Raw genomic sequence first — 16,023 nt, 5'->3', positions numbered from 1 at the left:
TTGATAGGTCTGAGGTGGAAGTGTGGCAACACATGGAGCTGACAGATACTAATCGGTCGAGGGCTTATCCAAAGCAAAAGGTAAGGGTGTTTCAACAGGCTCGATCTTCGTTATTCAGTTTTGAGGGAACGATTCCTCATGAAAATAGTCTGGTGATGATGGCAAAGAGGTTCCACCCGTTCCCATGCCGAACACGGAAGTTAAGCTCTTTAGCGCCGATGATAATGAAGGGGCAACCCTTTGTGAAAGTAGGACGTCGCCGGGCTGGACATTTCTTCTAAAACATGTTAAATTAACATAGTGTGTTTAGTTAGTTCAATTTATTAATATTCCACAGTAGCTCAGTGGTAGAGCTATCGGCTGTTAACCGATCGGTCGCAGGTTCGAATCCTGCCTGTGGAGCCATTTTCATGGAGAGCTGTCCGAGCTGGCCGAAGGAGCACGATTGGAAATCGTGTAGGCGGTGTTGAGCCGTCTCGAGGGTTCGAATCCCTCGCTCTCCGCCATACTGTTTACATAAGAAAGGCCCGTTGGTCAAGTGGTTAAGACATCGCCCTTTCACGGCGGTATCAGGGGTTCGAATCCCCTACGGGTCACCATACTTACCGGAGGATTAGCTCAGCCGGGAGAGCACCTGCCTTACAAGCAGGGGGTCGGCAGTTCGATCCTGTCATCCTCCACCATTATATAATATCGCGGGGTGGAGCAGTCTGGAAGCTCGTCGGGCTCATAACCCGGAGGTCGAAGGTTCAAATCCTTCCCCCGCAACCAAATAAACATATAATCTAGAGTTGAAATTCAACTTTCAATCTTTTTGGAAAGAAGCAAGAAGATCGAAAGAACGTACAACAGTAGGTGACTTGATCGACAGAGAACAGTTGACGAAGAGATTCGCAATTCAGCCTTCAACGCTTTTTGGAAAGAAGAAGCAAGAAGGTCGAGGAAACAAGCGAAGGAAGAAAGGAGCGTACAGCAGTACGTGACTTGACTGACAGAGAGCAGTTGACGAAGAGATTCGCAGCTTATTCTTTACAAAAAGGGCCTGTGGTGTAGCGGTTAACATGCCTGCCTGTCACGCAGGAGATCGCGGGTTCGATTCCCGTCAGGCCCGCCATTTTATAAAACACTTTGTATACTGTGTACATGGCTCGATAGCTCAGTCGGTAGAGCAGTGGACTGAAAATCCTCGTGTCGGCGGTTCGATTCCGTCTCGAGCCACCATTTATAGTGCCGGTCTAGCTCAATTGGCAGAGCAACTGACTTGTAATCAGTAGGTTGGGGGTTCAATTCCTCTGGCCGGCACCATTAAATAATCTCTAATTATAAATAGTTGGAGGGGTAGCGAAGTTGGCCAAACGCGGCAGACTGTAAATCTGCTCCTTCGGGTTCGGCGGTTCGAGTCCGTCCCCCTCCACCATTTTTGACACAGGGGTATAGTTCAAAGGCAGAACAGCGGTCTCCAAAACCGCCAATGTGGGTTCGATTCCTACTACCCCTGCCATTTTTATCTCTAAAATGGCGATTGTGGCGAAGTGGTTAACGCACCGGATTGTGGTTCCGGCATGCATGGGTTCGATCCCCATCAATCGCCCCATTTTATTGTTGGGCTATAGCCAAGCGGTAAGGCATCGGATTTTGATTCCGTGATGCGCTGGTTCGAATCCAGCTAGCCCAGCCACTATGCGGAAGTAGTTCAGTGGTAGAACACCACCTTGCCAAGGTGGGGGTCGCGGGTTCGAATCCCGTCTTCCGCTCCAGTTATCACTTTATGTGCATGTGTATCATAGTATATGCACATGGCGGCATAGCCAAGTGGTAAGGCACGGGTCTGCAAAACCCTTATCCCCCGGTTCGAATCCGGGTGCCGCCTCCACATACAGAAACCTTTGCCGGGGTGGTGGAATTGGCAGACACACAGGACTTAAAATCCTGCGGTTGGTGTACAACCGTGCCGGTTCAAGTCCGGCCCTCGGCACCACCATTTATCTTGGTTAAATAGTTTGGCGGTGTGGCGGAACTGGCAGACGCGCGCGACTCAAAATCGCGTTCTTCGGAGTGTGGGTTCGAGTCCCACCACCGCTACCAAGATTACATATTGATAACGACGATCACACCGGAGTATGCAGCGATGCAGACTTCGGTTTTTTTCAATCTAAAAGAACGCAACTAGCCGTCAAGTAGTCGTGTGCGTACCCGGAACCTTTACGCTAAATTAGTTCTATATTATTTATTGAGGTGTTGGGAAATGAAGCAAAAAATACACGCAAACTCCTGTCTCATTACACTTGAAATGATTAGAAACAGAACGGAATTTGCGTGTAGGTTTAAGTTTTTATCTACCTAAACCAAAAAGATTAGAGTGTTATGATTTCCTGCTGATTTTTATGCAACAGATAAGTAACACTATCTCCACTGTGCAGTTGCGTGAACATTTTGGATGCTGCTTTAAGTAATTTATTTGTTTCGTTCAATTCCATAGAAGGTTTTAAATAGAAAATTTGAACGACATCTGTTGTTGGTCTGTCCGTTTTTGACCGTTTTGAATCTACGATGGGACTGCCAAAGGCTCCGTTTTTATCGTAACTTATAGGTTTTTTGTACATATTATTGGTTCTCCCATTTAATCCCTCGAATGAGTCCCCTTCAGTGCCAAGAGATATTTTGATATAATCATCTAAGGTATTCAAGTCATAGATCCCGATGGGAATTTCATATTGAAGAGAAAAGAAATTATTCAAGTCGGCAGCGGAGTGAATAAAAGGAAGATCATTTCCTTTGCCAATTCTGTGAAATAGCGCTTCGTGGGAAGGACGATATCTTTTTGGATCAATGCCTAATTGTTTAAATGTGTCCTGCCATTCAAAAACACCGGAATAATCGAAAATGGTTTGATTCAATAAATCCGTGCGAATTTTTTCTTGGAAGAATTGAAGTCGTCCTTTTAACATTTTAGGAGATTCATCTATGACGATATTCCGATGAAATGTCATACCGATTTTAAAATTGGGAACTTTATGTAATATATTATTTTCTAACGTTATGAGCAATGAAGCCACTCCTTTTCATTATGTTGTTATAAGAAGTGTATCATATTCGTTTTCCATTAGGGAAACGAGGGAACAGGAAGGAGGAAGATGATATGACAGGAGCTGAACTAAAAGAAAAAATTATAGCATATAGCAAAGAAATCGGGATTGATAAGATCGGTTTTGCATCAACCGACCCGTTTCTTACATTGAAAGACCGGCTGATTGAACAACAACGATTGAATTATCAATCGGGCTTTGAAGAGCCGGATATTGATAAGAGAGTGACTCCGACGCGGTTGTTACCTGAAGCCAAAACAATTATAGCGATTGCATTGGCTTATCCTTCGAAGCTTGAAAATGCTCCAAAAAGCGTAAAGGGAGACAGACGAGGTCTTTTTTGCCGCGCATCTTGGGGTGAAGATTATCATCGCGTCCTTCGTGATCGTTTAGACAAATTAGAAGCTTACATTGCCGAAATTGCTCCAGAAGCAAGATGTCAATCTATGGTTGATACCGGGGAACTTTCAGATAGAGCGGTAGCAGAAAGAGCGGGAATTGGTTGGAGCGGCAAAAACTGTGCAATTATTACACCCGAATTTGGATCATATGTGTACCTGGGCGAAATGATTACAACTCTCTCTCTTGAGCCAGATAACGAAATAACGGACCAGTGCGGCACTTGTAATAAATGTGTGGATGCCTGTCCCACAGGTGCTTTAGTTCAAGGCGGTCAGCTTGATTCCAACAAGTGTATCGCGTTTTTAACCCAGACAAAGGATTTTTTGCCAGAACGATACCGTAAAAAAATTGGAAATCGTTTGTATGGATGTGATACGTGTCAGACGGTATGCCCTGAAAATAAAGGGATGGATCATCATAATCACGAGGAATTTGAGCCGGACCCTGAAGTTGTGAAACCGCAGTTGCTTCCATTACTAACTCTGAGCAACAGAGAATTTAAAGAAAAATTTGGACCTATTGCAGGATCATGGCGTGGTAAAAAGCCGATTCAGCGTAACGCTGTCCTCGCTCTTGGAACATACAAAGCCAAAGAGGGTGTGAAGACGCTCATACACTTACTGAAGAATGATCCAAGACCGGTTATTCGTGGTTCTTCGGCTTGGTCTCTCGGACAAATAGGAACCGAAGAGGCCGTCCATGCATTGGAAGAAGCGAATACACATGAAACATCTGAAAAAGTTCTAGAAGAGATTAGTAAAGTTTTAGATCCTATTTCTGTAAAATAAGAGGTGTAAATATGGAAGAAGCTGAAAATGATCTGTTTTATTCACAAATGAACACTAGTATTGGACCTATTACGATAGCTGCGAGCAATCAAGGTGTATGTGCACTGTATTTCGGTGAGTCAGAAGAAGTAATAAACGGTATGAAACCATGGATTCAAAAGTATAAAATAGGAGATGTGTTTCAAGAAGATACAGATATTTTGGAAGTTGCAAAGAAACAATTACACGAGTATTTTGACGGAGACCGAACAGAATTTGATATGCCATTAGATTTATATGGAACTTCTTTTCAGCGTTCCACTTGGAAAGCATTACAACAGATTCCGTACGGTGAAACAAGATCATATAAGCAAATTGCAGATGAGATTGGATCACCCCGAGCCGTCAGAGCGATTGGTTCTGCTAACAACAAAAATCCAATTTCTATCATTGTACCTTGTCACCGAGTTATTGGGAGTAACGGCAAAATGGTAGGGTATGGTAGTGGAATAGATAAAAAAGAATATTTATTAAGATTGGAAGGCGCCTTGCAACCTGTCTCCTCTTAAAACAGTATCCATCATTTTTGAAGATGCTGTTTTTTTTTTCGCTGTGTGAAGTGTAATGACCGACGCTTATGATTAATAAGATAAAACAGTGAGTCGGACGGAGGGGGAATGTTGATGAAAAAATGGAATGATGCCTTGCAGGAACATCTCAAGGATTGGATGAGATTTCAATTAGGGCTTGTGGGGACAAGACCTGATAAAACAACACCTCAAGAGACAGAAATGCTTAGGAGGTTGAAAAGATCGTTACAACACCGAGAAGCAACTTTATTAAAAATAATAGTATCCTTTTATCCATATCGGATTCATCGTTTTGGCAAACAAGAAAATGTAACCTATCAGTTGGTTATCTCACGTTTTATGAAAATAAAGCAGAAATATCATATAGAGGAGCAAGTACTGCATCGTTTGGTAAAAACCCATGATGGTCATCTTCTCATTGATAAATTGATCCAAAAAGAGTCTTTGCCTACTAAAAAGATTTCCACTTCTAATCAACAGGTGGACCGTGGTTTTTCTTATGATAGAAGAAATGCTGTGCAGTATGCAGAACGGTGGTGGGACGATTACAACTCTTCTTATCGTAAATTCACAGATAACTGTACAAATTTTATTTCCCAATGTCTCCGGGCAGGCGGAGCCCCAATGAGAGGAATGCCTGAAAGAGGAAAGGGATGGTGGTACGGGAAAGGAACATGGAGTTACAGTTGGGCTGTGGCACACTCTTTTCGATGGTATTTAAGTAGTTCCACCGAAGGCTTAAGGGCTTCTGAAGTGGAGAATGTCAAGGAATTAGGCCTTGGTGATGTCATTTGTTATGACTTTAACGGAGATGATAGGTGGCAGCATAGTACAATAGTGACAGGGTTTGATGGGAATGAGGAGCCTTTGGTTAATGCCCAGACCACAAACAGTAGAGCGCGATATTGGACGTATGAAGATTCTACAGCATGGACTCCTAATATTAAATATAAATTTTTTCGAATCGGATAAGAAGATAGTTTATAAACATCTATGTTATAATCATATTTGTTTTAAATCGTGTAAATGAGGTGCCAAAAAAGACATGAGTAATCATATTGTTTTATATCAACCAGAAATACCAGCCAATACGGGCAATATAGCGAGGACTTGCGTAGGGACAGGAACACATTTGCATTTAATTCGACCACTTGGTTTTTCGACTGATGACAAAATGTTAAAACGTGCAGGGTGTGATTATTGGCCGAATGTCGACATTCATTATTATGATTCGTTAGAAGAACTTTTCAAAACATGGCCGGAGGGAGAATACTATTTTGTAGAAACGATAGGATCTACTCCTTATAGTGACTTTTCGTACAATGAATTATCGAAAGATTATTTTTTTGTTTTTGGTAGTGAGACTAAAGGGTTACCGGAAGAAATAACTTTCAATAATAAAGATCATTGTTTACGTATCCCCCAAAATGACTACGTTCGTTCACTAAATTTATCGAACACAGCAGCCATTGTCATTTATGAAGTCCTTAGACAACAGCAATTTCCCAAATTATACTAAAAAACAAACAGCTCCATTGTTTTGGTGGTAGCTGTTTGTTTTATAATTAGTATTTATGGGGTTTATCTTCAAACCCTGCTGTAAATATAGAAACCAAGAAAGCAACACATATACCGAGGATTAATACCAGCTTCATTATGTAAAACCTCCTTTGTAGCTTATCCTATCAGTTATTATACCTTATTGAAGTTGCGCTGTATATCATAAATCTTTTCTTTATTCAATAATTGGTAAAGATTAGTATTCACTGGTATAATAAAAGTAGATTGTCCTTAGTGTGAGGAAAATAAACGTTTTGTATACAGGAGGTTATCTTTATGTATGTCGTAATGAACGAATTGCATGTTCCTGATGACGCAAAGGAAGCTATGCAGAATAGATTTGGAAATAGTGTAGAGAACATGAAAAACATACCAGGGTGTCTTGATTTTATGTTCTTGGAAGAAAATAAAGAAAACGGCAAACAGGTTGTCTTTACAAAATGGGAATCTAAACAGCATTATGAAGATTGGGTAAATAGTGATGCCTTTAAGAAGGCGCATCAAGGCCAACAAAATAATCAAAACAGCACGAAAGAAAAAACCCCGGCATCTGGAAGTGAATTAAAGTCATATGAAGTGATTCACCATTTTTGATGCTAAAGCGGATAATCATCCGCTTCGGATAACCGGGTTCATGTGGGAGAATGTAATAAATGATGAGAAATACATATTTAACTAGCCACTTTCCCTTATTTTCAATACTATTATTCAGCATTTCTTTTGCTATTTATACAGAGTTACAACTCACTGAATGGCTTATGAATGTCGGATTATATCAAGGGATGCTTGAATTTTTTAGTGAAACAGGAATTAAATTTACGTTACTTTTTTTCTTAGTTTTATTTTTCTTTATGATATTTTCTGCTTTAAAGTTAATTGTAGATACTGTGATGGAATTATCGTTATTGTTTTTCTCACAAGATGTCGAAGGAAATGAACTTCGAAAAGTTCGGGGAGGAACATGGATCTACTTGATTGCAAGTGTCTGCTCTCTTTTTTTTGTCACAGTCCCGATAGGTATAGTTAGTTGCTTTTTGGCTGCTACTATTATCTATTTCATTTTCTTTGTTTACAAAGTAGGGGAATCGATGTCCGGGGCAGGTTTATTTGGCATGATATTTTTTCATGTCAGTTTTTGGAGTGTGTCCACTGTAGCTATACTGTATGCAGCATTTAGATTGTATAATAGTCTTATAAAAAGTTTGCCTTTGTAAAACGCCCCGTCAAGATCTATTGTGATTGACTAGGGCGTTTTTACTTTTATTTATGATTCGGGAATGTGTGACGTTATTTGTTTCCATAGTGATAAGTGAGGGAGTCTTGAGCTTATAGGTTCAAGAGAAGCAGGATTGTCCTCGCCTACCCACACTCCAGCTGTATATCGGTCACCATAACCTACAAACCACAAATCATGGTATTTATTAGTTGTGCCTGTTTTTCCTCTCCATTCTTCTCCTTTTATATCAGCGAATCCAGCTGTTCCTTCTGTTAACACAGATCGCATCAATTGCCGGAGTTTTTGGTTGGTTTCTTCTTTCCACAATTGTTGTGAGGAGTCTTCCCATTCATATAAAACATTGCCTTCCTCATCTGTTACGCTTTTTATTCCTCTTGATGGTGTATATTCCCCATGATTGGAAAAAACGGTGTAGCTGTCGGTTAATTCTAACGGACTTACCCCATGAGAAAAACCTCCTAATGCTGCCGCATAATGATAATCGTCGGATTGAAGTTTTGAAAATCTAAACTTTTCTAAATAAGAAAAAGAGGTTTTTATTCCGGTATGATCGAACAAACGCAATGCTGATGTATTATATGATTGTGCAAATGCTGTTTCCATTGTTACATTGCCATAAAAGTCTCCGCCAGCATTGGAAGGACAATAATCGTTTCGGCAAAATGGATCGGAACTTACCATGTCGGACGTACTTGCCTCTGTCTCTTCAAAATACGGACCATATACTAGTAAAGGCTTAATAGCTGAACCAGGTTGTCGATAAGCTTGAAAAGCTCGTTGAAAATCGTATTTTTGATATTGCTTTCCGCCGTTCATAGCAACGATACGATTAGTAGCGTGATCAATAACAACCGCAGCACCTTGTACGTTACTTCCATCCAATTCTTCGTTGACTGCGCTGGTTACACTTTCTTGAATCTCGGGATGTAAAGAGGTTTCAATGTGTATTCCGGATTTCCATAGTTCATCGACCCTGTCATTTAGTTTTTGTTCAATTTCTTCTTTCTCGTCGTCTCCCGCATTTTCTAATTGGTTCTTGTATCCTTCTTCAGCGGCGATTAATTGTTTCAGTTCATGTTCAATATAGAATGTATAACTTGGATAAAGGTCTGTCTTTTTTGAAAAAGTAATATGAATAGGTTCGTCCATCGCATCTGCTTTCCTTTCTTCGGAAATAGCTCCTGTTTCCTGCATTTTCGTTAATACCCATTCCTGTCGCAACTTTGTGTTTTCCTTTTTTGTCAATGGGTCGTAATGTTCAGGGTTTGCTGGTATAGATGCAAGAAATGCGACTTCTGCAAGACTTAATTCTTTGCTAGGTTTATTAAAGTAACTTTGACTTGCCGTCTCAAAACCATAAATGCCATTGTTAAAATAGATGGTATTCACATAAAATTCGAGAATCTCTCGTTTAGAATAGTCTTGTTCTAATTGATAAGAATAAAGCACTTCACTTAATTTTCGATTGTACGATTGTTCGTGAGACAAATATAGATTACGAACAACTTGCTGCGTTAGTGTACTAGCTCCTTCTTCGATGCTATTTGCCTTTGCATTAACGATGAGGGCTCTTCCGACAGCAGACATATCCACACCTTTGTGTTCAAAAAACTGTTGATCTTCTGTTGAAAGAAATGCGTCTTTCACTAGTTGGGGTATATCTTTATATTCGACGTATCTGCGGTTTTGCTGGCTTGTCACTTCGGAAATGACGCGACCATTTTTATCATAGATATAACTATTTTTAGGCATAGTCACAGTATCAATCTCAGTCTCTGTTTCCAATACAGCTTCGACTGATTTTATGTCTTCTCCTTCTTGCAATGCACCTAACAAGAAAAACGAAAACAGTGTTAAAAACCCAATAATAAAAAAATAACCTGCTGCTATTCTCAACGGTGTATCCCACTTTCTATATTAATAATCGTTACGTCTATTGTTAATATCGGCAAAAGTCATCGGTTATGTTCCTTTTTTTTTCGCATAGAAATAAAGTAATCAATGGACAAAGCTTGAAAACAGACTTAGCTGTTTTCGTTACACTTTATTTATTGTTAGAAAGGGGAGGCTCGTAAGTTGGAGATTATAAATAAAATCCGTCAATTTCGAGAAGATGAGAAACAGTTGGAATGGAGAGGAACCTTTAAAGAATATTTGGAATTGGTGAAAGAACACCCACATATTGCTCAAACTTCACATTCACGAGTATACAATATGATTAAAGATGCCGGTATTATAGAAAAGGATAACCAAAAAATGTACAATTTTTTTGGAAATGATATTTTTGGTTTAGAAGAATCTTTAGAAAAATTAGTGGAAGAATACTTTCATTCCGCAGCGCGCCGACTAGATGTAAAGAAAAGAATACTATTGTTGATGGGGCCTGTAAGCGGTGGGAAATCAACCATTGTGACGATGTTGAAACGGGGATTAGAACAATATACAAAAACAGATGCTGGTGCGGTTTATGCGATTGAAGGATGCCCAATGCATGAAGACCCGCTACACTTAATCCCGCCTCATCTTCGTGATGATTTTTATGAAGAATATGGCATAAAAATTGAAGGCCATTTGTCACCGTTGAACTTGATGAGACTTGAAAAAGAATATGACGGAAATATTGAAGATGTGATGGTAGAACGGATCTTTTTCTCTGAAGATAGAAGAGTCGGGATTGGAACATTCAGCCCTTCTGATCCAAAATCGCAGGATATTGCTGATCTCACTGGCAGTATTGACTTTTCTACGATAGCTGAATACGGGTCTGAATCTGATCCACGAGCTTATCGTTTTGATGGAGAGTTGAACAAAGCGAATCGAGGCATGATGGAATTTCAGGAAATGTTGAAATGTGATGAAAAATTTCTGTGGCATTTATTATCATTAAGTGAAGAAGGTAATTTTAAAGCAGGACGCTTTGCGTTAATTTCTGCTGATGAGCTGATTGTGGCGCACACAAACGAAGCGGAGTATAAATCTTTTATATCCAATAAGAAAAATGAGGCATTGCATTCACGTATTATTGTTATGAACGTTCCATATAATTTGAAAGTGTCTGAAGAAGAAAGAATATATGAAAAAATGATTCAGGATAGTGATATGGCAAATGTTCACATTGCTCCACATGCGCTAAAAACAGCTGCGATATTTTCAATATTAACGAGATTAAAAGAACCAAAAAACCAGAGTATTGATCTTGTGAAAAAAATGAGATTATATGATGGAGAAGAAATAGAAGGCTTTAAGGAACAAGATGTGGTGGATCTAAAAAAGGAATATCAAGATGAGGGAATGGATGGAATTGATCCGCGTTATGTCATTAACCGCATATCGTCAGCTATTATTCGAAAAGATGTAGCTTCTATTAATGCGCTTGATGTACTTCGTTCCTTGAAAGAAGGGCTCGATCAACATGCATCGATTTCCAATGAGGACAAAGAACGGTACATGGATTTCATATCAGCAGCCAGAAAGCAATATGATGAAGCAGCTAAAAAAGAAGTACAAAAAGCGTTTGTGTACTCCTATGAAGAGTCAGCTAAAACATTGATGGATAATTACTTGGATAATGTAGAAGCGTACTGCAATAAAAATAAGTTGAAGGATCCATTAACTGGTGAAGATATGAGCCCAGATGAAAAACTGATGCGATCAATTGAAGAACAAATCGGTATTTCTGAAAATGCTAAAAGAGCCTTTAGAGAAGAAATTCTGATTCGTATTTCTGCTTACGCTCGAAAAGGCAAAAAATTCGACTACAACTCGCACGAGCGTTTGCGAGAAGCGATTCAACAAAAACTGTTTGCAGATTTAAAAGATGTCGTGAAAATTACGACGTCAACAAAAACTCCAGATGAATCGCAATTAAAGAAAATTAACGAGGTTATTGCACGGCTTATCGATGAGCATGGTTATAATTCCGTATCAGCGAATGAATTGCTGCGTTATGTTGGCAGCTTGTTAAACCGGTAATATTTTAGTGTCAGCCTGGATTCTATTGCAGAATTCAGGCTTTTTGTATTTCATCGAAGGTTGGATAACATGCACTAGTGAAAGTCCCCTTTTTGAGAACGAGTTGAAAAATGTTATCTATCTGCAATTGTAAATTTTTTCTTTTGTCAACCTAAAATGTGAGCTGCTTTTTTACATTATTTTACCGTCTCATGAATTGCTGTTAAAGATGAAGAATGATACATTATAGTAGATAGGACGGTGGAGTCAGAATGAATAATTTAGGTAGAGAGATTTGGGATTGGGTTAAAACGTTCATTGTTGTTATTGTTATTGTTTTTATTGTGCGCACATTTTTCTTTGCTAACTATATGGTTCATGGCGAATCAATGATGCCGACAATTGAAAATGGAGAACGATTAATAATTAACAAAATTGGATATGAGTTTTCCGAACCGGATCGATATGATTTGATTGTATTTCATGCAAATGAAGAAAGCGACTATATAAAAAGGGTTATAGGTCTGCCGGGAGATCAAATAAAATATGAAGATGACACACTTTATGTAAACGGACAGGCTCAAGAAGAGAATTACTTAACTCCGTATAAAAGTCAAGTGAACAACGGTACTTTTACAAATGATTTCACACTTGAAGGAATCACGGATGAATCAACCGTACCGGAAGGCAAAATTTTTGTCCTTGGTGACAATCGAAGAAACAGTATGGACAGCAGGCAACTAGGGTTTATTGATATGGATGAAATTGTAGGACAGGCAAATATAAGATATTGGCCTGTCGACGAATTCACACTAATGAATTAACCAGAGAAACAGTAATGGACATAGAAATGTAAGGAAGTTGGGACTAGTACCCAGCTTCTTTCTTATTAGAAATTGCTTGTTATATTAGTCAGAATAATGTTGCAAGTTTCTTGTCTCCCCCGCATAAGATACTATATCCACCATTATAGATGGGCAGTCAGGAAAGGGGGCCCTATCATGTCTGAAAAAGAAAATCGGAACTTTATCATATCAAAAGAAAACTGGTCCCTTCACCGCAAAGGCTATGAAGATCAAAGAAGGCACCAGGAAAAAGTACAAGAGGCAGTAAAAAAAAATCTCCCTGATCTCATTACAGAAGAAAACATTATTATGTCTAAAGGAAAAGAAGTGGTACGTATTCCTATTCGTTCTGTTGATGAATATAAAATTCGATATAATATGGAGAATAACAAGTATACGGGACAGGGAGACGGTGACAGTCAAGAAGGGGATGTTATCGCGAGGGAACCGGGAGGAAAACCGAAAAAAGGCGGAACCGGTTCAAAACCCGGTGATAAAGCAGGGGAAGATTTTTATGAGGCGGAAGTTTCTATATTAGAACTTGAAAAGCTGCTATTTAATGAAATGGAATTACCGAATCTACAGAAAAAACAGCAAGATGAACTTATTGTCGAAGATATTGAATTTAATGATATTAGAAAAAAAGGATTAATGGGTAATATCGACAAACGCCGCACGATTCTTTCAGCAATAAAACGTAACGCTATCAAAGGAAACCCTAATATTAATCCGATATTTAATGAAGATCTTCGATTTAAGACATGGAATGAAAAAGTGAAACCAGAATCAAAGGCAGTAGTTCTTGCTATGATGGATACTTCGGGATCGATGGGCCGATGGGAAAAATTTATGGCAAGAAGTTTCTTCTTTTGGATGGTTCGATTCCTGCGAACAAAATATGAAACGGTAGAATTAGAGTTTATTGCTCATCATACGGAAGCTAAAAATGTAAGCGAAGAGGATTTTTTTTCAAAAGGAGAAAGCGGGGGAACGATTTGTTCGTCTGCTTATGAAAAAGCTTTAGAAACGATTAAGGATTCTTATTCCCCCGTTCTTTATAATATTTATCCGTTTCATTTTTCAGATGGGGACAATTTAACTTCTGATAATCCCAAGTGTATACGATTAATAAATGAATTGATGGAACTGTCTAGTATGGTAGGTTATGCGGAAGTGAATCAGTATCAACGACACTCTACTTTACTTCAATCGTATAGAAAAATTCACGATAAACGATTCCGGCATTTCATTCTTAAGCAAAAGGGAGACGTATTTGAAGCACTGAAGTGGTTTTTTGCTAAAGAAGAACCCCAATTTGTATAAATGTGAAACGAAAACGTAATATCTCTCGTAAATATATGAGAATACTTTAAATAGAAGCGGGGGATTTTTATGATAATGGTTACTACAGAGTATGTTCCAGGATATGAGATAAATGAAGCGTTGGGCGTGGTCAAAGGAAATACGGTTAGAGCTAAACATCTAGGTAAAGACTTAGTCGGAGGGCTACGAGGAATAGTAGGCGGCAAAATGAAAGAATACGAGGAAATGTTTTTGGAAGCAAGAGATTACGCGGAACAAGAGATGAAGGAAAAGGCGAGAGAGCTTGAAGCTGATGCTGTCATTGGAATTCGTTATTCTTCCTCCTCCATTATGAATGGTACTTCAGAAGTAATGGTATTTGGTACGGCTGTAAAAATAAAGAAATAAAAGAAACACAAAAAGGCTGATCTCTAAAGTTGTTAAGATAAGACTTTTAAGGTCAGCCTTTTTGTGTTTCGGTTTAGAGCTTATATGAAGACTGTTGACGAAAAACAGTAAAAGGTGTAAACTAACAACCGGTCGGTAGTTTTTTGGCTTAGTTACCAAGGGGGTTTTGTTATGACAAGCGACAGTATTAATCGTACAGCGTTGGAACTATTTGCTGAATGTGGATATGACGGCACAAGTATGGCTGATATAGCAAAGCAAGTAGGGATAAAAAAACCTTCATTATACAACTATGTTAATAGTAAAGAATCGTTATTTTTATCTATTATCGATGATGTATTTCGATCATATGTCGATTATGTAAACCAATCTTTGGACGAACGACAGGGAGACACAGTAAAAAATCAATTAAAACAAGTTTTAATATCAATCTCCCAATTTTTAAGTTCCCGTCATTTAGGGATGTTATATATGAGAGTTTTAATGTTTCCGCCTTTAGATTTAAAGGAAACAATCAATCGTCGATTTGAAGCATTTGAGGGAGAAACGGATGAAATTTTTATAGAATTATTTAAATTAGGTGTGCACAATCAGGAAATAAAAGATGGAGATATTGAAACATACGTTCAGGCTTTTTATACATTGCTCGATGGAATTTCCACCGACATGTTTATATATAGTCAACCGAAAGTGAACACGAAACTAGAATCAGGTTGGTACGTGTTTTGGCAGGGGATTTGTGTTTGAAAGTAGGTGGGATAATGTTTGATTTAATAGGATGGTATACAGGTTTATTTTTAATGGCAGCCATACCTTGGGTGGAATTGATTGTGGTCATTCCTATTGGAATTGGCGCAGGACTAAATCCAGTAACAGTAGGAATAATTGCATTTATCGGAAATGCGTTGTCTGTTGTTTTCATTATTTATGGTATGGATGCATTTAAAGAGAAACAATGGGTGAAAAAATGGAAAAATCGCTTGAAAGCAATTCACCTATTTAGGAAAGAACAGAGTGAAATAAAATTGGCAAAAAAGCAAGAACGGAAACAAAAGTTACAAACGATATTTGATAAATACGGAGTTGTGGGATTGGCTCTAACCGGTCCAGGAATTACAGGGATTCATCTAGCTGCAATTGTTGCCCTAACGTTTAAAGCGAACAAACAAAAAGTCGCTGTTTGGATGAATATCAGTCTTTTTATTTGGGCGGTTGCTATGACAGGAATCTCTGTTTACGGAATAGATCGGCTTCTAGGCTGGTTTGGATAGAAAAAGCTGTGTTACAGAGTAAAACTCTTCAACACAGCTTTTATTAATGCATACCAACGCTGAACCGGAGATGATAGAAGAAGGCATGTAATGACTCGTCGAGGTCATGATAACTGCACCGGTTCAGAAATAAGAATAATTCTGTAAAAAAGAATGGATGTTGCCGGTATCGATCCTTTTTTACACTCATAGCAGTGTGTAGATTGAAAAATAACAAATATCCATAAATGGTAGAAATATGTTGAATTGTATTATAAAATGCATATAAGGAAAATAATGGTCTTAATTGGTATTTTGAAAATCGGAACTCTTTTAGCCACTCCCGTAAATGAAGTAGCGCAGAAACAGCGGACTATCCCAATGGAATTACAAACGCGTTTATTGGTGGTAATAATGGAAAATGGACATCGAGTGAGTCCCTTACTTATAGTGGGAGCGGTCCCGCAATAAATAATAATTCAATTGTAAACGGTAGTCACACAGTAAATACCCAATTTAATACTCATCAATTGACAAAGTAACTTAAGATGTACAATTTGCTGCTACTTAAAGAGTTAACATAGACTATCTTACTGGTGAAGGTGACAAAGATGAAGCATTAAAT

Annotated in this window: 14 protein-coding genes, 16 tRNA genes and 1 rRNA gene; 29 read left to right on the top strand and 2 right to left on the bottom strand. The window is 38.7% G+C overall.

All coding sequences use genetic code 11. From position 1 onward, the window contains the following. Positions 1–148: 148 nt before the first annotated feature. The 17 genes from rrf (at position 149) to J2S78_RS11615 (ending at position 2,085) form a co-directional block, all read left to right on the top strand. Positions 149–265, top strand: a 5S ribosomal RNA gene (gene rrf / locus J2S78_RS11695). A gap of 65 nt (positions 266–330) precedes the next feature. After that, a tRNA-Asn gene (locus J2S78_RS11690) sits at positions 331–405 on the top strand. A gap of 7 nt (positions 406–412) precedes the next feature. After that, a tRNA-Ser gene (locus J2S78_RS11685) sits at positions 413–506 on the top strand. Between the two features lie 18 nt (positions 507–524). After that, positions 525–599: transfer RNA gene (locus tag J2S78_RS11680), tRNA-Glu, on the top strand. Positions 600–607: 8 nt separating this feature from the next. After that, positions 608–683 (top strand) — tRNA-Val (locus tag J2S78_RS11675). An 11-nt stretch (positions 684–694) separates the two neighbouring features. After that, positions 695–771, top strand: a tRNA-Met gene (locus tag J2S78_RS11670). 267 nt (positions 772–1,038) lie between these two features. Continuing rightward, a tRNA-Asp gene (locus J2S78_RS11665) sits at positions 1,039–1,114 on the top strand. A 31-nt stretch (positions 1,115–1,145) separates the two neighbouring features. Continuing rightward, positions 1,146–1,221, top strand: a tRNA-Phe gene (locus J2S78_RS11660). 8 nt (positions 1,222–1,229) lie between these two features. Then, positions 1,230–1,305, top strand: a tRNA-Thr gene (locus J2S78_RS11655). Between the two features lie 27 nt (positions 1,306–1,332). Next, positions 1,333–1,417, top strand: a tRNA-Tyr gene (locus J2S78_RS11650). Positions 1,418–1,427: 10 nt separating this feature from the next. Then, positions 1,428–1,501 (top strand) — tRNA-Trp (locus J2S78_RS11645). A 17-nt stretch (positions 1,502–1,518) separates the two neighbouring features. Further along, positions 1,519–1,594 (top strand) — tRNA-His (locus J2S78_RS11640). Between the two features lie 9 nt (positions 1,595–1,603). Beyond that, positions 1,604–1,678, top strand: a tRNA-Gln gene (locus J2S78_RS11635). Positions 1,679–1,682: 4 nt separating this feature from the next. Next, positions 1,683–1,757, top strand: a tRNA-Gly gene (locus J2S78_RS11630). A gap of 41 nt (positions 1,758–1,798) precedes the next feature. After that, positions 1,799–1,873 (top strand) — tRNA-Cys (locus J2S78_RS11625). A 15-nt stretch (positions 1,874–1,888) separates the two neighbouring features. Further along, positions 1,889–1,978, top strand: a tRNA-Leu gene (locus tag J2S78_RS11620). A gap of 24 nt (positions 1,979–2,002) precedes the next feature. Continuing rightward, a tRNA-Leu gene (locus tag J2S78_RS11615) sits at positions 2,003–2,085 on the top strand. Between the two features lie 269 nt (positions 2,086–2,354). Here the strand turns inward: J2S78_RS11615 and J2S78_RS11610 are convergent. Next, the gene (locus J2S78_RS11610) at positions 2,355–3,047 is read right to left on the bottom strand and encodes a B3/B4 domain-containing protein (protein ID WP_306898719.1); all 693 of its coding nucleotides are present in this window, start codon (positions 3,045–3,047) and stop codon (positions 2,355–2,357) included. A 92-nt stretch (positions 3,048–3,139) separates the two neighbouring features. Here J2S78_RS11610 and queG point away from each other — a divergent pair, with 92 nt between their 5' ends. The 6 genes from queG (at position 3,140) to J2S78_RS11580 (ending at position 7,619) form a co-directional block, all read left to right on the top strand. Continuing rightward, entirely contained in the window at positions 3,140–4,276 is a 1,137-nt protein-coding gene (queG, locus tag J2S78_RS11605; protein ID WP_125554566.1) for a tRNA epoxyqueuosine(34) reductase QueG, read from the top strand. 11 nt (positions 4,277–4,287) lie between these two features. Next, positions 4,288–4,824, top strand: a complete 537-nt coding sequence (locus tag J2S78_RS11600; protein ID WP_306898716.1) for a methylated-DNA--[protein]-cysteine S-methyltransferase — start codon at positions 4,288–4,290, stop codon at positions 4,822–4,824. A gap of 114 nt (positions 4,825–4,938) precedes the next feature. Further along, positions 4,939–5,817, top strand: a complete 879-nt coding sequence (locus tag J2S78_RS11595; RefSeq protein WP_306898715.1) for an amidase domain-containing protein — start codon at positions 4,939–4,941, stop codon at positions 5,815–5,817. A gap of 73 nt (positions 5,818–5,890) precedes the next feature. Then, positions 5,891–6,364, top strand: coding sequence for a tRNA (uridine(34)/cytosine(34)/5-carboxymethylaminomethyluridine(34)-2'-O)-methyltransferase TrmL (gene trmL / locus J2S78_RS11590; RefSeq protein ID WP_306898713.1), 474 nt, complete (start codon positions 5,891–5,893; stop codon positions 6,362–6,364). Between the two features lie 317 nt (positions 6,365–6,681). After that, positions 6,682–6,999 carry an antibiotic biosynthesis monooxygenase family protein gene (locus J2S78_RS11585; protein ID WP_306898712.1) on the top strand — a complete coding sequence of 106 codons (318 nt, stop codon included), beginning with the start codon at positions 6,682–6,684 and terminating at the stop codon, positions 6,997–6,999. A gap of 59 nt (positions 7,000–7,058) precedes the next feature. Then, entirely contained in the window at positions 7,059–7,619 is a 561-nt protein-coding gene (locus J2S78_RS11580) for a DUF5366 family protein (protein WP_306898709.1), read from the top strand. Between the two features lie 50 nt (positions 7,620–7,669). Here J2S78_RS11580 and J2S78_RS11575 read toward each other — a convergent pair whose 3' ends face one another. After that, positions 7,670–9,538 carry a transglycosylase domain-containing protein gene (locus tag J2S78_RS11575; protein WP_306898708.1) on the bottom strand — a complete coding sequence of 623 codons (1,869 nt, stop codon included), beginning with the start codon at positions 9,536–9,538 and terminating at the stop codon, positions 7,670–7,672. A 180-nt stretch (positions 9,539–9,718) separates the two neighbouring features. On the opposite strand from J2S78_RS11575, the gene J2S78_RS11570 reads away from it, so the two are divergent. The 6 genes from J2S78_RS11570 (at position 9,719) to J2S78_RS11545 (ending at position 15,419) form a co-directional block, all read left to right on the top strand. Continuing rightward, positions 9,719–11,614 (top strand): PrkA family serine protein kinase, encoded by a 1,896-nt coding sequence (locus J2S78_RS11570; RefSeq protein ID WP_306898707.1) that lies wholly within the window; start codon positions 9,719–9,721, stop codon positions 11,612–11,614. 251 nt (positions 11,615–11,865) lie between these two features. After that, positions 11,866–12,417: a signal peptidase I gene (gene lepB / locus J2S78_RS11565; RefSeq protein WP_306898706.1), complete on the top strand. Its 552-nt coding sequence runs from the start codon at positions 11,866–11,868 to the stop codon at positions 12,415–12,417. Positions 12,418–12,594: 177 nt separating this feature from the next. Then, a complete protein-coding gene (yhbH, locus tag J2S78_RS11560) occupies positions 12,595–13,761 on the top strand; it encodes a sporulation protein YhbH (RefSeq protein WP_306898705.1) in 1,167 nt (388 codons plus the stop codon). Between the two features lie 69 nt (positions 13,762–13,830). Continuing rightward, positions 13,831–14,148 carry a YbjQ family protein gene (locus J2S78_RS11555; RefSeq protein WP_306898703.1) on the top strand — a complete coding sequence of 106 codons (318 nt, stop codon included), beginning with the start codon at positions 13,831–13,833 and terminating at the stop codon, positions 14,146–14,148. A 171-nt stretch (positions 14,149–14,319) separates the two neighbouring features. Further along, positions 14,320–14,895, top strand: a complete 576-nt coding sequence (locus J2S78_RS11550; RefSeq protein WP_306898701.1) for a TetR/AcrR family transcriptional regulator — start codon at positions 14,320–14,322, stop codon at positions 14,893–14,895. Next, a complete protein-coding gene (locus J2S78_RS11545; protein WP_306898699.1) occupies positions 14,892–15,419 on the top strand; it encodes a small multi-drug export protein in 528 nt (175 codons plus the stop codon). Before J2S78_RS11550 ends, J2S78_RS11545 begins: the two co-directional genes overlap by 4 nt. Positions 15,420–16,023: the final 604 nt, after the last annotated feature.

It is taken from the genome of Salibacterium salarium (genome assembly GCF_030813635.1).
GTDB classification, from domain to species: domain Bacteria; phylum Bacillota; class Bacilli; order Bacillales; family Marinococcaceae; genus Salibacterium; species Salibacterium salarium.
This window is presented reverse-complemented; position numbering and strand designations above follow the sequence as displayed.